At 67.1% G+C, this 18,136-nt stretch carries 14 protein-coding genes; 10 read left to right on the forward strand and 4 right to left on the reverse strand.

The genetic code is table 11. The annotated features are described in order from the left end of the window. The first annotated feature begins 1,507 nt into the window (after positions 1-1,507). The 4 genes from CCS01_RS18715 to CCS01_RS18730 all read left to right on the forward strand — a co-directional run bounded on the left by CCS01_RS18715 (position 1,508) and on the right by CCS01_RS18730 (position 6,610). Entirely contained in the window at positions 1,508-2,512 is a 1,005-nt protein-coding gene (locus CCS01_RS18715) for a helix-turn-helix domain-containing protein (RefSeq protein ID WP_104520290.1), read from the forward strand. Between the two features lie 337 nt (positions 2,513-2,849). Then, entirely contained in the window at positions 2,850-3,944 is a 1,095-nt protein-coding gene (locus tag CCS01_RS18720) for an SMP-30/gluconolactonase/LRE family protein (protein ID WP_170114651.1), read from the forward strand. 239 nt (positions 3,945-4,183) lie between these two features. Beyond that, the gene (locus CCS01_RS18725; protein ID WP_104520292.1) at positions 4,184-5,377 is read left to right on the forward strand and encodes a CaiB/BaiF CoA transferase family protein; all 1,194 of its coding nucleotides are present in this window, start codon (positions 4,184-4,186) and stop codon (positions 5,375-5,377) included. Between the two features lie 150 nt (positions 5,378-5,527). Beyond that, positions 5,528-6,610, forward strand: coding sequence for an AI-2E family transporter (locus CCS01_RS18730; RefSeq protein WP_158258483.1), 1,083 nt, complete (start codon positions 5,528-5,530; stop codon positions 6,608-6,610). A 25-nt stretch (positions 6,611-6,635) separates the two neighbouring features. Here CCS01_RS18730 and CCS01_RS18735 read toward each other — a convergent pair whose 3' ends face one another. Further along, on the reverse strand, positions 6,636-7,991 hold the full coding sequence (locus CCS01_RS18735; RefSeq protein WP_104520294.1) for an MFS transporter: 1,356 nt from the start codon (positions 7,989-7,991) through the stop codon (positions 6,636-6,638). A gap of 127 nt (positions 7,992-8,118) precedes the next feature. Between CCS01_RS18735 and CCS01_RS18740 the strand changes: the two genes are divergently transcribed. The 5 genes from CCS01_RS18740 (at position 8,119) to CCS01_RS18760 (ending at position 13,018) form a co-directional block, all read left to right on the forward strand. Next, a complete protein-coding gene (locus tag CCS01_RS18740) occupies positions 8,119-8,610 on the forward strand; it encodes a (2Fe-2S)-binding protein (RefSeq protein WP_104520295.1) in 492 nt (163 codons plus the stop codon). A 3-nt stretch (positions 8,611-8,613) separates the two neighbouring features. Then, a complete protein-coding gene (locus CCS01_RS18745) occupies positions 8,614-9,594 on the forward strand; it encodes an FAD binding domain-containing protein (RefSeq protein ID WP_104520296.1) in 981 nt (326 codons plus the stop codon). After that, on the forward strand, positions 9,591-11,729 hold the full coding sequence (locus tag CCS01_RS18750; protein WP_104520297.1) for a xanthine dehydrogenase family protein molybdopterin-binding subunit: 2,139 nt from the start codon (positions 9,591-9,593) through the stop codon (positions 11,727-11,729). The genes CCS01_RS18745 and CCS01_RS18750 overlap by 4 nt, the downstream gene beginning before the upstream one ends. Before the next feature lie 131 nt (positions 11,730-11,860). Next, entirely contained in the window at positions 11,861-12,115 is a 255-nt protein-coding gene (locus CCS01_RS18755) for a hypothetical protein (protein ID WP_104520298.1), read from the forward strand. Positions 12,116-12,229: 114 nt separating this feature from the next. Further along, positions 12,230-13,018: an OBAP family protein gene (locus CCS01_RS18760; RefSeq protein WP_239992244.1), complete on the forward strand. Its 789-nt coding sequence runs from the start codon at positions 12,230-12,232 to the stop codon at positions 13,016-13,018. A 560-nt stretch (positions 13,019-13,578) separates the two neighbouring features. Here the strand turns inward: CCS01_RS18760 and CCS01_RS18765 are convergent. The 3 genes from CCS01_RS18765 to gltX form a co-directional block, all read right to left on the reverse strand. Beyond that, positions 13,579-13,932, reverse strand: a complete 354-nt coding sequence (locus CCS01_RS18765; protein WP_104520300.1) for a nuclear transport factor 2 family protein — start codon at positions 13,930-13,932, stop codon at positions 13,579-13,581. Positions 13,933-14,055: 123 nt separating this feature from the next. Further along, positions 14,056-14,511 (reverse strand): hypothetical protein, encoded by a 456-nt coding sequence (locus tag CCS01_RS18770; RefSeq protein ID WP_104520301.1) that lies wholly within the window; start codon positions 14,509-14,511, stop codon positions 14,056-14,058. 65 nt (positions 14,512-14,576) lie between these two features. Next, positions 14,577-15,974, reverse strand: a complete 1,398-nt coding sequence (gltX, locus tag CCS01_RS18775; protein WP_104520302.1) for a glutamate--tRNA ligase — start codon at positions 15,972-15,974, stop codon at positions 14,577-14,579. Between the two features lie 62 nt (positions 15,975-16,036). On the opposite strand from gltX, the gene CCS01_RS18780 reads away from it, so the two are divergent. Further along, positions 16,037-18,136, forward strand: a 2,100-nt coding sequence (locus tag CCS01_RS18780; RefSeq protein WP_104520303.1) for a ComEC/Rec2 family competence protein, incomplete at its 3' end; no start/stop codon positions are given.

Here is an 18,136-nt window from a genome sequence, read left to right on the forward strand (position 1 = left end):
ACGCCAGCGCAATACCTCTGGCGCTCGCGTCCATTGGAGGTTCACCACCGATAAGGCACGGGCCAAGCTGGCCCGCGCCTATCCGCACCCCACCAACACGTCATAATCTCTGTGCAGAGGTACTAGTTATCGGCCCTGTGGTAGGTTTGAATAAAATCTGCTCGTCTTGTGGCTGCATTATGCACTTGGCGAACAGTGAAACAAAGAAACAGTAACCTTTGCAGATTGACATGGCTGGGTAATTTCTGGCAACCATGTACCCTTTGGAACGGGCGCCGTGTTGCAGCGACCTGAACGGTCACACGGCCGCGAGCAGGAAGCACGACTTACTTCCGGATAACACTCGCGCCGCTCTTCTTACGCTCCCAGGAGCGGGCTTGATTACGTTAATCCCGGCGAAACCGCATGGCTCAAGGCGCTGGCCGTGCGGCTTTCCGCTGTGCGCATATCAGGAGGCCGGGTTGCACGCCAGCCTCAATGCCTCTCCCGGAATTCCGGATGGCGCCGTCACGCCCAGGCGCAACGGAAGAAGCCACGCCACGCCCTTGGATCGCTGCAAAATGTTCATGTCAGAAAAAAGTCGCAACGATAGGACTAATTTGACAAGGTCACTCTCAATACATGTCGCACTTTTATGGCTATGTTCATAGATTACTGCGCAGACCAAAGAATACATGTTATTATTTATATTCGTACAAGACGTGCTACAGAAATGTAAATTCCGATCCGCCGCCAACAGCGTCCACGCGCGGCGAATTCCGCCTACAGGCTTGATTTCTCAGCATGCCGAGAGTGACTTCGTCAAATCAACGCCCGGACACTGAATCGTGAGCGGGCGATGCCACTTTGTTTTCGTTTTTGTCTCGCACAAACAGCGTCACATATAGTTGTGATCATTCGGTCATTGACAACCAAAGGATGTGTCTATTTCCTATATTGTTGGCTATGGTAATCATAGTTACCGACATGTAGCCGGCCTGATCCAGGCCGATCGGTTGAATGAGGACGGAGGTGCTTATGCAACTCATAGTCGACCCGCTCTGCCCGGGCGGCCATAGTTTCAGCGGCAATGCACATTGGCGCCGTCGACGCCGCAGAGATGCCTGTTTGCGCCGCTCTCCTTTCGACGACCGACTCTGGTACAGCGTGGGCCACAACTCTTAGCACACCAAGCGGCGGAGTTTCTGAGCAGGTTCAAGGGTCGTCGGCGGAGGCAGCCTGTGGACAGCACCACAAAGGCATCGATCCCAAGGTACGCTCGCCGAGGGACTTTACGACACCTCTCGGTAGCGTCAAGCTCGTTCCGTGCATGTGACGGAGCGACTGCCCGGGTTCCAAAGCGGGCTTCAGCCGGGCGACAGCAAATTCGGCAACAGTTGCACCTATGCTCTTTCTTCACGTCAATCGACAATGCAATCCGGTGATCCCGCCACCTCGATATCGATGTTTTTACCATATTCGCATTTGAGGTGCCTTGGATCAGTCGTAGAACTCCATTGAGGCGGTTGTGAAATCGATCTTTTCTACCAAAGACTTGCATCCGCGCGACCGGTTCGACCGCTGGCACGACGTTGCGTGCAGGACCATCATCCGGCACGATTCGAGCCCGGAAGATCGGTTCACCTTCCGTGCCGAACTCCAAACAGGAGCTTTCGACGAAGTTGGGCTCGTCCTCTTCGAGAACACGCCGAGGCGATATTTACACACGGTGGGCCATGCTGCGCTGCCGGGGACCGATGATCTCTTGATATGGCAGCTCCTCACCGGAGCGGCCAGCGTGGAGCAGAGCAACGGCGAGGTCGCGCTGACAGGGGGTGATGTCGTGTTGATTGACCCGCGGTTGCCCTACTCAGGGAGGTTTTCCTCGGCTTCGAGGTCGCTCGTTCTCAAGGTCCCGCGCCACGCGCTGGAGGCCCGTTTGGGCAAAACGTCAGGGATGTCCGGCCGCCTCCTCAATTGGTTGCAGACCGAGAACAGCCTGATGTCGGCGATTTTAGGCATGCTGCCGATCTATGAGGGCACGCTGAACCCGAGGGCTGAGATGCTTGTCAAGGACCACGCGCTCGATCTGGTTGCCATCTCGCTCGCGGGAGTGATGGACCAACGGCCTCGCGTTTCCTCCGCCCGCTCGCTCGCCTGCGTGAATGTACGTATTGTGATTGAAGCGCGCCTTGCCGACCCGGCACTCGACTCCGAAGCCGTGGCCGCTGCGGCCGGGTTCAGCGTACGATATGTCAATGCGGCGCTTGCTGGGGAGGGTACCTCGATCAGGCGCCTTATCCAGAAGCGGCGTCTGGAACGTTGCCGGAAGGCGCTGGAGGATCCATCGCAGGCGCACCGGACTGTGAGCGAGATCGCGTATGGCTGGGGCTTTTCCGACATGACCCATTTCGGCCGAAGTTTCAGGGCAGCCTACGCCATATTGCCCAGCGAGTACCGGCACGCCAATCAGTCTGACCGAGTACGATCCGCACCGCACAATGGCCGACGTAAGCCCGGGTCGGTCCCCTAGGCCCCGGCATCAGGTTCATTGGTGCGTCCCGAACGCCCAAGGGGGTCGATTTTGCTGGCCTTCTTGCTTGAGTTGGCAAAGATTCAGATTTCCGGTTTGCTTCCCGAAATCTGACGCTCGGCGCCATCGGCGGCAGGAGGCGCTTCGGCAAACTTCGCCCCCTCACTCTCAGCCTTGTGCACACCCGCGCGGTAGACAACCCGGAACGATCGGCGCCTGATCCCGGGCACGGACCGCCGCATCGACGCTGCGGCGCGTCCGGGCGCGAGCGGGGCGGCGCCCGACAGCCCCGCTGAAAAGCCCCGGACACATGGGGCAGAGACGTGAGGGAAACGATATGAACCGACGCTCTTTCCTGGCCACCTCCGCGGCCGGCGCAACCGCGGCCGCCTCCCTGTCTGTCGCCAAGGCCGCCGAGACGCTGCGGCCGCTCGGTGAAACCGGCGTGCCGGACTGGCATCCTGAACGCCTGCCGCTCGGACCGCTGCAGGATTCCCGCTACCCCGACAAGCATATCGAGGCCCTCGATCCCAAGCGCTTCAAGGGCAGCCCCGGCACCGGCGCGGTCGAGCGGGTCGCCACCGGCTTCCGCTGGGCGGAAGGCCCGGCCTATTTCCGCGCCGGCCGCTACCTGATCTTCAGCGACATCCCCAACAACCGCCAGATGCGGATACTGGAGGACGACGGCCATTGCAGCACCTTCCGCCAGCCGTCGATGAACTCCAACGGCAACACCGTTGACAAGCAGGGGCGGCTGATCACCTGCCAGCACAGCGGCCGGCGCGTGGTGCGCACCGAGCTCGACGGCACGATCACGGTCATCGCCGACAGCTACAACGGCAAGAAGCTGAACTCGCCGAACGACGTGGCGGTCGCCTCCGACGGCTCGATCTGGTTCACCGACCCGTCCTACGGCATCCTTGGCAACTACGAGGGACTCAAGGAGCCGATAGAGCAGGAAAAGCACAACGTCTATCGCGTCGATCCGCATAACGGCGCCATCACGGTGGCGGTGGACGATTTCGTGCAGCCGAACGGGATCACCTTCTCGCCGGATGAAAAGAAGCTGTACATCATCGACAGCGGCATCACGCAGGGCGGTCCGGCGCACATCCGGGTCTTCGATGTCGATCTCGGCGCCGGGAAGGTCAGCAACAGCAAGGTGTTCGCCGAAAACTTCGCGCCCGGGCTGACCGACGGCATGCGCTGCGACGTTGACGGCAACGTCTGGACCAGCATGGGCTGGGGCGATCCGAAGGAGGACGGCGTGCGCTGCTACGCCCCGAACGGCGACATGATCGGCAAGATCCACCTGCCGGAAACCTGCGCCAACCTGACTTTCGGCGGCCTGCTGCGCAACCGGCTGTACATGTGCGCCAGCACCTCGGTCTATGCGCTGTATGTGAATACGCAGGGCGCGATGACGCCGTAACGGCTGCCGCGGCCCGTTGCGTCTTCGTTGTGGCCGGGCGTGTCCCGGCCATCCGCGCTTCAACGGTTAGGGGTGGATGGCCGGGACACGCCCGGCCATGACGATGGGGCGGGGACCTTGCTCCGCCCATCTCAAATCCCGGTTGCTCATCGGCTTCGCGACCCGGCCCCGCAATTTCCCGTCGCCGCCAACTGCTTGTAGCATCGCCGGCACCACGTCCAGGAAAGAAGGGTGCCGCGATGACCACGCCATTGGCCGGTCTCACCGTCCTCGATTTCGGCCAGGTTTACCAGGGCCCCTACGCCACGCTGCTGATGGCCAAGGCCGGCGCCGACGTCATCAAGATCGAGCCGCCGGAGGGCGAGCCGCTGCGCCGCCGCGCCATCGCCGCCGGCGGCGAGACCACGCTGCCGATGGCAATGCTGAACGCCAACAAGCGCGCGGTGACGCTGAACCTGAAATCCGGCGCCGGCAAGGACCTGCTGAAACGGATGGTCGCCCGCGCCGACGTGCTGCTGGAGAATTTCGCGCCCGGCACGCTCGACAGCCTGGGCGTCGGCTACGACGTGCTGCGCGCGGTCAATCCGCGGCTGGTCTATGCCACCGGCACCGGCTTCGGCATCAGCGGCCCGGACCGCGACAACCTGGCGATGGATTTCACGATCCAGGCGGCATCCGGCATCATGAGCGTGACCGGCGACCCCGATGGTCCGCCGATGAAGGCCGGTCCGGCGCTGGTGGATTTCATGGGCGGAATTCATCTTTATGCCGCCGTGATGACAGCGTTGCTGCAGCGCACCGCTACCGGAGAAGGCCAACTGGTGGAGGTGGCGATGCAGGAGGTGGTGTATCCCACGCTCGCCTCCAGCTACGACTACCACCTGCGCACCGGCCAGGCGCCGCCGCGCGCCGGCAACCGCCAGGCCGGGCTGGCCAGCGCGCCGTACAACGCGTTCCAGACCAGGGACGGCTGGGTGGCGATTCACGTCCTGACCGAGGCGCACTGGCAGAACCTGCTGCGCGCAATGGGGCGGACGGACCTGCTGGACGATCCGCGCTTCGCCTCCAACCCCGCCCGCACCGCCAACATGGCGGCAACCGAGGCGCTGGTCACCGCCTGGACGCTCGGCCTGTCCCGCCAGGAAGTCGTCGCGGCAGCGAAACGCCACCGCATCCCCGCCGCCCCGGTGCGCAACGCGGTGGAGGTGATGAACGATCCGCACATGCACCAACGCGGCATGCTGGAGCGGATCGACCACCCGGCGCTGGGGCCGATCATCGTGCCGAACTCGCCGCTGCGGCTGCATGGGGCGGACCGGGTCGTGCCGGTGCCAAGCCCGTCACTGGGCCAGCACAACCAGGAGGTCTATGGCGACTGGCTGGGCCTGGGCGCAGAGGGCGTGGCGGCGCTGCGGCAGGCCGGGGCGATCTGACCGGGCGTCCGGCCCGGACACAGAACCGCGGCCCGGCAACCGGCGGGCAGCCGGCGTGTTTATCCCGCGGTCGCGACGCCGGGCATCGGGGCCAAGGACGCAACGCCGCGCCGGGGACATGCCCGGACGAGACGGGAAAGGATGAAGACCGTGGATCGTGCCCCCTGGTTCGCCCTGCCGGAACGGCGCGGCGACATGGTCCGTTTTGTCTTCTACCTCGCCGTGGCCGCCGCGTGCGTCTGGCTCGGGCTGTCCCTCGCCTGGAGCATCCGCGAGGCGCTGCTGCTGGCGTTCGCCGCCGTCGTCGGCGCGGTGCTGCTGCTGGCTGCCGCCGAACCGATCGAGCGGCGCGCGGGCCTGCCCCGGCACTGGTCGCTGGCGCTGGTGGGCGTGCTGCTGTTGCTGCTGCTGAGCGGGTTCTTCTGGCTGCTGGGCAGCCGCCTGCAGGCGCAGATGACCGATCTGGCCGGGCAGTTGCCGGCCGCGATCAATTCCATCCAGCAGAAACTGGGGATTGCCGCGCCGGGTCAGGCCGGACACCTGAATGGCGGCAATATCGGGCTGTCCGGCATCGGGTCCGGCATCCAGGACCTGCTTGGTTCGCTCGTTTCGCTTGGCGGCACGGTGCTGACCGGCCTGTCCGGTCTTGTGCTGGTGGTCGTCGGCGCGTTCTTCTTCGCGGCCGCGCCGGCGCTGTACCGCATCGGCCTGGTGAAGCTGTTTCCCAAAGACCTGCACGACCGTATCGATGACGCGCTGATCATGGCCGGGCGGGCATTGCGCCTGTGGCTGCTGGGCCAGCTGATCGCCATGGCCATCGTCGGCGTGCTGGTCTGCCTGGGCACCTGGCTGATCGGCCTGTCGGCGCCGCTGGCGCTGGGCCTGTTCGCGGGCGTTACGGAATTCATTCCGGTCATCGGGCCGATCCTGGGCGCCGTGCCGGCTGTCCTGCTGGCACTGGGGCAGGGTGGCTGGGTCACGCTTTGGACGCTGCTGCTGTTCATCGTCATCCAGCAGATCGAATCCAACATGATCATGCCGCTGGTGCAGCGCCGGCTGATCGAGCTGCCGCCGGCGCTGCTGCTGTTCGCGCTGCTCGCCATCGGCCTGCTGTTCGGCATGATCGGCGTGCTGATCGCAACGCCGCTGACCGTGGTGCTGTATGTGCTGGTGAAGAAGCTCTACGTGCGCGACCTGCTGGGCGAGGAAACCCGGGTGCCCGGGGAAGGGTGATTTCCATTCCTTCCCCGGTTCGGCCTTACGTCGTCGCCGGGCGCGGAACGATCGCCTCGGGTTCCCCGGCCGGCAACATGGGCGCGTGCAGTTCCACGTCGCGCGTTTCCGGCCCCATCAGCGCGCCGCCGATCATCAGCAGGCCGCCGATGGCCAGCAGGACCAGCGGCGTGAACACATAGGGCATGATGGCGGACAGGCCGAGCAGGTAGACGCCGGCGAAGGCCGGGATCACCACCGCGGCGCTGTAGCCGATGCCGTAGCCGCTGGCGCGGATGTGGGTCGGGAAGCGCTCCGAGATATACGTCGTCACGATTCCCCACGGCGACAGCACGAGGATATAGAACAGGATCGTCAGGACCACCGTTTCCCCCGGCGATGCGCCGGCCAGTGAGCGGGTGACCAGCAGCGCGTAGAGCCCGCTGCCGCCAATCAGCACCGACAGGCCGCACAGCACGATGGTCAGGCGCCGCCCGAACATCTGGCTCAGCAGGCCGCAGCCGACGAAGCCGAAGAACAGGATGATGCTGCCGACCAGGAAGGTGTCGGAGGTCAGCCGCGCCGGGACATGCAGTTGCTGGATCATGATTCCCGGCAGGATGGTCGCCACCTGCGCAGAGAACCAGAAGCCCAGCATCATGACGAACACCTGGAACAGGTTGCGCCCGTGATGGCCGGAGAACACTTCCTTCAGCGGCGCCTCGCTCTTTTCCGCCTCCATCCAGATGTCCGATTCCGGGACCGAGCGGTAGAACAGCAGGAAGCCGAACGCCAGCGCGCCGCCGAACAGGAAGGCCGCCCGCCAGCCCCACTGCAGGTACTGGTCGTGCGTCGTGGCGCCGAGCAGGAAGCTGGTAACGGCGGAAACCATGGCGAAGCCGATGGGGAAGGCGCCCTGCAGCACGCCGCCGACGAAGCCGCGGCGTGCCTTCGGCACCATTTCCAGGGCAAGCGTATTGTTCGACGTGTATTCCCCGCCCATGAACACGCCGCCGATGAAGCGCAGCAGGATCAGCAGCACCAGCGACCAGATGCCGAGCGTGGCATAGCCCGGCATCAGTGCGATCAGGACGGTGAACAGGCCGAACCCGGCGATGCTGATCATCGTGGTGCGGCGCCGGCCCATCTTGTCGGCCCAGTGGCCGAAGATCACCGCGCCGCACGGGCGGCCGAACAGGGTCGCTGCAAACGTAAAGAAATAGATCGTGGTGCTGGCGGCCGCGCTTAGGCCCGGGGGCACGAAATAACCGATAACCGGCGCCAGGGCGAGCGTTGGCAGGTAGATGTCGAAGAAATCGACCGCGAAGCCGATACAGCCGGCAAAGACCGTCCGCCGCACTGCCGGCGACAATGGTTCCGCGCTGTAGAGTCCGGATTCCATGCGTGCCTCCCTGGTTTTTCCTGTCGTCCCATCCCGCCTTCTTGATCGGCCATGCGCCGGCAGAGCCGAACCGTCCACCGCCCTGGTCGCTTGTCCCTGACAATCCTTCAACACAAGAGGCCTTGGCGTGAACACACAGGATAGTCATACCGCGCCGGCGCCGGGCGTCACCCTGCTGGTGAACGGCACCCGGCACCACCTTGCCATCGGTCCGGAAGTGACGCTGCTCGATGCGTTGCGCGAGCGTCTCAACCTGACCGGCGCGAAGAAAGGCTGCGACCTGGGCCAGTGCGGCGCCTGCACGGTGATCCTGGACGGCAAGCGCGTCAATTCCTGCCTGGTGCTGGCTGCCCGGGCGCAGGACCGGCCGATCACCACGATCGAGGGACTGGCCGCGGACGGGCGCCTGCACCCGCTGCAGCAGGCTTTCATTACGCACGATGCATTCCAGTGCGGCTATTGCACGCCCGGCCAGATCATGAGCGGCGTCGCGCTGATCGAGGAAGGCCGCGGCCACGACGAAGCCGAGATCCGCAAGCACATGAGCGGCAATCTCTGTCGCTGCGGCGCCTATGCCAACATCATCGCGGCCATCCGCGAAGCAGCCGCACGGACCTGAATCATGCAGTCGTTCACGTTGCAACGTCCCTCCGGCCTCGCCGAGGCGGCACGCCTGGGCGCCGAGGGCGGCGAGTTCATCGCCGGCGGCACCGACATGCTGCAGCTGATGAAGGAATGGGTCCGCACGCCCGATCGGCTTGTCGATCTCGATCCCGTGCTCGATCCGCGGATCGAAGCGGGACCGCAAGGACTGCGCATCGGCGCCGGGGCGCGGATGGAGGCGGTGGCGGTGCACCCCGAGGTTGCCCGCATCGCGCCGGCCATCAGCGAGGCGCTGCTGGAAAGCGCCAGTCCGCAGGTCCGCAATCTGGCGACCATGGGCGGCAATCTGTTGCAGCGCACGCGCTGCGGCTATTTCCGCGACGCCGGGGTGGCGGCCTGCAACAAGCGCCGTCCCGGCTCGGGCTGCGCGGCCATCGGCGGCGAGAACCGCATCCATGCCGTGCTGGGCACGTCCGGCCAATGCATCGCGACACACCCTTCGGATTTCGCCGTCGCGCTGGTGGCGCTGGAGGCGACGCTGCATCTCGCCGGTCCGGACGGCGAGCGCGACATGCCGATACACCATCTTTACCGCACCTGGGACACGCACCCCGAGCAGGAAACCAACCTGCGGCCCGGCGAGATCATTGCGGCAATCCAGGTGCCCGCGACGGCGCTGTCCCGCAACGCGCGCTATCTGAAAGTGCGTGACCGTGCCGCGTTCGAATGGGCGCTGCTGTCGGCGGCGGTGGGACTGGAGATCGACGGCGGCACGGTGCGCGCCGCGCGCGTCGCCATGGGCGGCGTCGGCACGAAGCCCTGGCGGATGCGCGCCGTCGAGGCGGCCCTGATCGGCAAGCCGGCGAATGACGACAGCTACGCCGCGGCGGCGGCCCACGCCACCGAGGGCGCCGTCGCGCGCGGGGAAAACGCCTACAAGATCACATTGATGCCCAGGGTCCTGGCGCGCGCGCTGGCCCTGGCGGGAGGCGCCGCATGAGCCTGATCGGACAGCCCCTCCCGCGCGTTGACGGCCCGGACAAGGTGACCGGCCGCGCCCACTACGCCGCCGATTTCCCGGCGGACCGGATGGCGCACGCGGCCGTGGTGCAGAGCACGATCGCTCGCGGTCGCATCACCGGCTTCGATCTTGCGGAGGCGGAACAGGTGCCTGGCGTGCTGGCGATACTGACCCACCGGAACGCGCCGCGGCTTGGAAAAATCCCCGAGATTCCGCCTGTCGATCCGGTCGGCACGCCGGAGCATCCGCTGCAGGACGACCTCGTGCTGCACCAGAACCAGCACATCGCCGTGGTCGTCGCCGAAACGCTGGAACAGGCCCGCTGGGCGGCGTCGCGCGTGCGCGTCTCCTATGCGCCCGAACCGGCGGTGATCGACATGCAGGCGACGTTGCGGCACGCGCGTCCGGCCAGCAAGGACGAAATCAGCGCCAAGCCGGGCAACGTGGGGCGCGGCGATGCCGATGCAACGCTGGCCTCGGCCGCGGTGACGGTCGACAGCCTGTCGGTCATGGAGCGTGAGAACCAGAACCCGATCGAACTGCACGCCACCACCGCGCAATGGGACAGCGACGGCGAGCGGCTGACGGTATGGGACAAGACGCAATGGGTGCAGAGTTGCGCGAAGCATCTCGGCGCCGCGTTCAATATCCCGCCGGAACGGGTGCACGTGATCGATCCGTTCATCGGCGGCGCCTTCGGCTCCAGCCTGCGGGTCTGGCCGCATACCTACATCGCGGCGATGGCGGCCAAGGTGGTCGGGCGGCCGGTGAAGCTGGTGCTGTCGCGGCGCGAATACTACGGCGGCACGGGAGCCCGTCCCTGGACGCAGCAGCGCGTGCGGCTTGGCGCCGATCGCGACGGATCGTTGCAGGCAATACGGCATGAGGTGACGGCGGAGAATTCCCGTTACGAAATCTACACGGAGAACGTTCTGAAGGCGACGCCGATCCTGTATCGTTGCAGGAATGTGGATTTGCCGTACAGAGTGGCGCTGCGGGATGTGAACTCGCCCAACGCCATGCGGGGGCCGGGCCTCGCCACCGGCGTCTATGCCCTGGAACTGGCGATGGACGAGCTGGCGGTTGCGCTGAAGATGGATCCGCTGGCGCTGCGGCTACGGAACATTCCTGAGCGGGACCAGATGAAGGACCTGCCGTTCAGTTCGATCTCGCTGGAGCAATGCCTGACGGAAGCCGCGTCTCGTTTCGGCTGGGACAGGCGGAACCACCAGCCCGGTTCCATGCGGGACGGGCGCCTGCAACTGGGCTGGGGCATGGCCGTGAGCAACTATCCGGCCGAGAAGGTGAAGGCCACCGCTCGCGCGCGCGTCACCGCGAAGGGCGAGGTGCATGTGGCGACGGCGTCGTCGGACATGGGGCCGGGCACCTGGACCTCGGTCACGCAGGTCGCGGCGGACACGCTGGATCTGGCGATGGAGCAGGTGAAACTATCCATCGGCGACAGCGCGCTGCCGATGGCGCCGGTGCATGGCGGCTCGATGACCATCAGCTCGATTGGCCCGGCGGTGCGCGACGCGTGCGAGAAGCTGCGCGGCGCTGTCTATGGCGCGGCGGGCGTCAACACCGGCGACATCCTTGAGATCGCCCGCCGCATCGGCCGCGATTTCGAGGCCGAGGGCGCGTTCGATCCCGGCGACCTGGAGGAACGTTTCTCCATGGAAGGCTTCGGCGCCGTGTTCGCCGAGGTGACGGTGGATCCCGACACAAGCGAGATCCGGGTGCGGCGGATCACCGGCGCCTATGGCATCGGCAAGGTGGTCAACCCGCTTCTCGCGCGCAGCCAGTGCATCGGCGGCATGATGGGCGGCATCGGCATGGCGCTGCTGGAGCAGACCGAGATCGACCGCCGCTCGGGCCGTTTCGTCAACGGCAACCTGGCGGAATACCTGGTGCCGACGATGGCCGACACGCCGGCTCTGGATGTGACGTTCGTTCCGGAGGAAGACCGCAACGTCGGCGGCCTGGGCACCAAGGGCCTGGGCGAGATCGCCCTGGTGGGCGTGGCGCCGGCAATCGCCAACGCGGTGTTCCACGCTACCGGCAAGCGCCTGCGCCACCTGCCGATGACCCCCGATCGGCTGGCCATGGCGTAGGCGCGGGCCACGGCGGCGCGGCCGGCCCCGCCGCGCCGCCGGCGGCACTTTCGTCTTTCGCGCCGCGGCCGATCGGCGGCCGGTTCGCCGGAATGAATCCTCCTTCATGCGTCGCCCGACGGGAAAACCCGGTGGCTTTCCGGCTGTTCACCGAAGACGGGAACAGACCGAACGTGGATCGTGGCGAAGCAGGAGAAATCATGGCAAACGAAAAGACCCCGGAAACCAAGCCGTTCCCCGGCAGCCCGACCGGCAACCAATCCGGAGCCGGCGGCACCAGGCACGAGCAGGTCAAGGGCAAGACGCCGACCGAACCCTATCCCGGCAGCCCGACAGGGAACGCCTCGGGCGCGGGCGATACACCGGAAGCCGACGACAGGTCCTGACCCGGCGGCCGGCGCAACGCCCGGGCCTGCCGGCGTCGTGGAGGGCCCTGGCGTGCCGTACCTTTGAAGGCAACGCCAAGGGGCATGCGCCGTTGCGGCGGAAAGGAGGCAAGTATGGCACGCATGTCTGACGCCGTGTATCCGGACCGGAGCCGGAATGGCCTGTTTGGCCCCATTGGCACCGGCTTCATCGCCGGCCTGACCGCCGCCGCGGGGATGCTGTTCAGCGGCCGGATGATCTCGTCCGCCGCCGTCGGCCGCGGGCATCCGCTGAAGCACCGGGTGCTGGATGCCGCGGCGGGGGCGATGCAGCGGAAGTATCCGCTGGAGGCCATGAGCACCTACCTCAACGGCTTCCACATGTACGCCGACGAGATGGGGCGTCAGGTCGAGGCGACGCATTTCTGCATCCATCTGCGGCACGACCTGCACCAGTGCGTGATCTTCGACTCCAACCGGCCGGACGCGCGGCTGATCGGCATCGAATACATCATCAGCGAGGCGCGCTTCCGCAGCCTGCCCGAGGACGAGAAGCGGCTGTGGCACAGCCATCATTACGAAGTGAAATCGGGCGAGCTGCTGGCGCCCGGAATTCCAGAACTGGCGGAACGCACCTACTTCAAGGATCTTGTGACGACATACGGCAAGACCTTCCACACCTGGCAGTACGACCGTGACGACTTTCCGTACGGCATACCGCAACTGATGATGGGATTCACCGAGGACGGCCAGATCAACGAGGCCATGGTTGCCGCGCGCGACCAGCGGCTTGGCATCTCCACCGACGAGAGACGGCGGCAGCGGGCCGAAATCCCGATGCCCAACGTGGTGCCCGGGGCGAATTCCTGGCAGAGCGGCCGCACGGTGCAGACCCGCCTGGAAGAGATGGATTTCCGCCGATAGCCGGCGATCACGGCTACCGCAACGCGCGCCGGACGCCCCTTGGAAGCCAGGGCGGCGCCGTTTGCGACAAGAAACGGAAGTCGTGGTACACCTGTTGTTGCGAGACGGTCGTGCAGCGGTTTCGGTACTGACGCAAACGGCACTGCCACAGGACGCCTGGATGTCTGCTCTGCGCCCCGCTCTGCGCGCTCTGCGTTGAGTCGCGGTGGTCGGGGCGCCATCGGCGTTGACGACAGGGCATCCTACCGGCAACGCCGTTCTTTGTTGCGATACCGCATTTTTAAAACGCAGAGTGCGGAGAGCGGGGCGCAGAGGCGATCTGATTGCGACCTGCATCGCGTTGATCTGGTAGTTGGCCAGCTGATACGCCGGCACCGCGATGACCGAAAATGATTGAGAGGCTGTTGCCTCTCCGTCATGGCCGGGCGCAGTCCCGGCCATTTGCGCTTCGAGCGCATTTTCACAGGAACGACCGATATGGCCTGCGACAGCCCTGGCGTGGCGCTCAAGGCAATGCAGGCCAGTGGCGGTGCCTGGTGCCACGTCGTTGCAAATCCGCTTCATGTAAGCGTTCGAATGTCGAAACGCCTGACCAGTCCGTCCTCGATCCGGAATGCATGGCCGACGACCTTGTCCGCCAGCAGCCGGCCGGTCAGGTCGCGCACCGTCTGGTGCACCGTGGCGATGATTGTCCCTTGCCCTTCAACAGCGAAGCTCATCGGCCGGACGTGCGGATCGATCAGGGTCCACTGGCGGGTCCAGTAGCTGCGGACGCCGTCGTGCCCGTGGACGGTGCCGCCCTCCATGCCGTTCGCCCAGACCACGTCCTTGTGCAGGACAGCGAGAACCGCGTCCACGTCGCGGGCGTTGAAACGATCGTAGAGATGCTGAAGCAGTTCCGCCTCGTCCGGCATCGGCAGGCTCCATCCTGGCTCCGCCGGCCTGACTGCAGGGCCCGCCGCGGCCGAAGGCGGCCTGCGCCGGCCATACGGAATGAGAACGTCGGCCGCTCTTCTAACGCATATGGCGGTCTGCGCCTACCTGAGGCCCCCCAGGCCATGAACGGAAGCGGCCGGCGAACCCCCGGGCCCGTCGGCGAAGGTGTCCAGCACGTCGAGATACTGGGGCCGGATCACCAGGTCCGCGTCGGTGCCGCAATCGCGGGCGTCGTCGCTGGTGCGGGCCCCGGCCCAATGCGCGCTGTAGCCGGCGCCGGGCACCTGGCTTTCGACAACCAGGCTGCCGCCGCTTCGCCGCAGCACGTCCAGGTTGAGCACGCAGTCGGACCGGTCGCGCCGATGCACCATCAGGCGCGCGCCACTCGCAGGCTGGCTGTCCTTCGACGGTAGGAACGCAATGATATGGCCGATCCGCGGCGCACGGACGACGTAATCGCCGACGATGTTGCCGGCAATGCCCGCGCCCATGACCGTCGCGCCAACCACCGTGGCGAACAGAAGCCGCGTCGCTGTGTTGCGGTTCGTCGAGCGCATCCGCCTCTCCATGACCAGGACGGGCGATACCTACACGAAACGGTGAGCGGAAAGACAGGAAAACCTCAGCCCGATGCGGCTTCGATCCGAGCCAGCGACTCCTCGCGTCCCAGCGCCGCCAGCGTGGCGTCGATGCCGGGGCTGACCGTGCTGCCGGTCAGGGCGGCACGCAGCGGCTGCGCCACCTGACCCAGCTTCAGGCCGCTCCGCTCGGCGAAGCCGCGCAGGGCGGCGTCGATCGCGGGGATGGAGAAATCCGTTTCCGCCAGGGCCTTCGCCACCTCGCGCAGCATCAGCCGGGCCTCGGCGGTCAGCGCGGCGGCGGCCTTCGGCTCCATCGGCAGCGGCGTCACCCGGGCGAGGAAGGCGGCGGAATCGGCCAGCTCCACCAGGGTCTTGGCGCGCTCCTTCAGCGCCGGCATCAATGCCCGGATGCGCCCGGCGGCGATGCTGCCCAGCGACAGGCCGGGCCGGTGCGCCAGCCGCTCCAGCACGTCCCGCGTCAGGCGGTCATCGTCGGCGCCGCGGATATAGACGCCGTTCAGGTTCAGCAGCTTGGCGTAGTCCATCCGGGACGCGCCGCGGTTGACGTCGGCGATGTCGAACAGCCGGATCGCTTCCTCGCGCCCGACGATCTCCAGGTCGCCGTGCGACCAGCCCAGGCGCAGCAGGTAGTTGCACAGCGCCTCGGGCAGGAAGCCGCTGTCGCGGAACTCCAGCGCGAACTGCGCGCCGTGCCGCTTCGACAGCTTGGCCCCGTCGGCGCCGTGGATCAGCGGGATGTGGCCGAAGCGCGGCTGTTCCCAGCCCATGGCGCGGTAGATCTGGATCTGGCGGAAGGTGTTTGTCAGGTGGTCGTCGCCGCGGATCACGTGAGTGATCGCCATGTCGTGGTCATCGACCACCACCGAGTGGTTGTACATCGGCGTGCCGTCGGCGCGCAGGATGATCATGTCGTCCAACTCGGCATTGGCGACGCGGACGGTGCCCTGCACCAGGTCCTCCAGCACCGTCTCGCCGTCGCGGTCCGCCTTCAGCCTGATCACCGGGCTGACGCCGGCGGGCGCCTCGGACGGATCGCGGTCGCGCCAGCGGCCGTCGTAGCGCCAGACGCGGCCCTCGGCGCGGGCCTGCTCGCGCTCCTTCGCCAGTTCTTCCGGGGTGCAGTAGCAGTAGTAGGCCCGGCCGGCGGCCAGCAGGTCCCGCGCGATTTCGGCATGCCGGTCCATGCGGGTGGACTGGAAGACAATCGGCTCGTCGCGCTCCAGGCCCAGCCAGTCGAGGCTGTCGATGATGCCCTGCGTCGCTTCCTGGGTGCTGCGCTCGCGGTCGGTGTCCTCGATCCGCAGCAGGAATTCGCCGCCGCAGTGGCGGCTGTAGAGATAGTTGAACAGCGCGGTGCGGACGCCGCCGATATGCAGCGGGCCGGTGGGGCTTGGGGCGAAGCGGGTGCGAACGGTCATGGGCCGCGATCTAGCACGCGCATTCACCTTTTGTAGAGACTTCGCCGTCTAGTCTGCCCCGCATGGGGCTGATCGCTGCCGTGAAGGACTGGCTCGACGCCGAGCGCCATCGGTTGCCGCTGTGGCTGCCGGTGTTCATGGGCGTGGGCGTCGCCTTCTACTACAGCCTGCGGTTCGAGCCTGCCGTCTGGCTGGGGCCGGGCGCCGCGCTGCTCGGCCTGGCGGCGGTCGTGGCCTGGCCGGACTGGCGCTGGCTGCTGGCCCCCGTCGCCGCCGCGGCGCTCGGGTTCGCCGCCGCCCAGGTCGCCACGGCGCGCGCGCCGCCGATCGAAGCGGACTTGCCGCGTCATGCCACGCAGGTGACCGGCGTGATCCGCTCGGTCGAGATCCTGCCGGACGGGCGGCGGATCACCATCCAGCCGGCGTTCCTGGACGGCGCCGCCACGCCGCTGCGGCGGTCGGTGCGGGTGCGGCTGCACGCCGGCGACGACACGGCGCTGGAAACCGGGGACAGCGTCAGCGTCCGCGCCGTCATCCGCCCGCCGGCGCCGCCCTCGTATCCGGGCGGGTGGGACATGCAGCGCGATGCGTTCTATGCCGGCCTCGGCGCATCGGGCTATGCGCTCGGTCCGGTGGCGCTGGTCGCGTCGGCGCAGCCCTCGCCGCTGCTGCGCAACGTGCAGGTGCTGCGGGAGCGGATCGCGCAGCGGATCACCGACGTCATCCCGGGCGCCGCCGGGGCGGTGGCGGTGACGATGATGACTGGGGAGTCGAAGGCGATTCCGCCGGCGGACCATGCGGCGTTCCGCGACTCCGGCCTGGCGCACCTGCTGGCGGTGGCGGGGCTGCATATCGGCATCGTCATGGGCTTCGCGTTCATGGTGACGCGCTTCGCCTTTGCCCTCAGCGAGCGGGCCAGCCTGTTCTGGCCGGCGAAGAAGCTGGCGGCGCTGTGCGCCCTGGCGGCCGGCGGCGGCTACATGGTGCTGACCGGCATGCACGTGCCGATCATGCGCAGCTTCGCCATGGCCTGCCTGTTCACCCTGGCGGTGCTGGCCGATCGGCGGGTGGTGTCGGCGCGGGGGCTGGCGCTGGCGGCGACGGCGCTGATGCTGCTGGTGCCGTGGGAGTTGCCGGGGGTCTCGTTCCAGATGAGCTTCTCCGCCGTGCTGGCGCTGATCGCCGGCTATGAGGCATTGCGGCCGTGGCTGCGCCGGCTGCACGGGCGAAGCTGGCAGCGGCGGTTCGTGTCGCACCTGGCGGCGCTGGCGCTGACCAGCGCGCTGGCCGGGTCCGCCTCGGCGCCCTATGGCGCCTATCATTTCGGCCATGTGCAGGTCTATTTCGTGCTGTCGAACATGGTCGCGGTGCCGCTGACCGCGCTGTGGGTGATGCCGGCCGGGTTCATCGGGCTGGCGCTGATGCCGCTGCATCTCGAGGCGCTGGCGCTGGTGCCGATGGGCTGGGGGGCCGAGGCGATCCTGTGGGTCGCGCGCACCACCGCGGCGCTGCCGGCGGCGATCGTCAACGTGCCGCATATGCCGCTGTGGGGGCTGTGCGTGTTCTCGCTTGGGCTCGCCTGGCTGGGCCTGTGGCAGACGCGGCGACGGTTGCTGGGCGTCGTGGCGATGGCCGCCGGCCTGGCGTCGCCGCTGCTGGACCATCCGCCGGACCTGCTGGTGTCGAGCGACGCGCGGCTGATCGCGCTGCGCACGCCGCAGGGGGCGTTCCTGCATCAGGCGAAGGGTGGCTCGCGGTTCACCCGGGATGCCTGGGCGGAGTACTGGGCGGTGGAGGGGTTCCTGCCGCTGGCGGATGATCCGGCGGCAGGCATCCGGTGCGAATCGGATGCCTGCACGTTGCGGCCCTGGCCGGATCGGCCCGGGGCGCTGCTGGCCCTGGGCGCGCCGCATCCGGCGGGGTGCGGCCAGGTGTCGGTGATCGTCGCCCCCGAACCGGCGCGCGGCCTGTGCCCGCGGCCCTGGCCGGCGCTGGTCGATCGCTTCACCGTCTGGCGCAGCGGCAGCGCGGCGATCTGGCTGGAGCCGGACCGGGCGCGCGTTGTCACCGTCCGGGCGAACCGTGGCCGCCGGCCCTGGGTGCCGCCGCCGCCCCGGCCGCGCCCGCCACCGCCGTCGCGGCTGCCGCCGGCCCTGGTTGAC

Origin of the sequence: Rhodopila globiformis, from assembly GCF_002937115.1 — a bacterium.
Classification (GTDB): Bacteria; Pseudomonadota; Alphaproteobacteria; order Acetobacterales; family Acetobacteraceae; genus Rhodopila; species Rhodopila globiformis.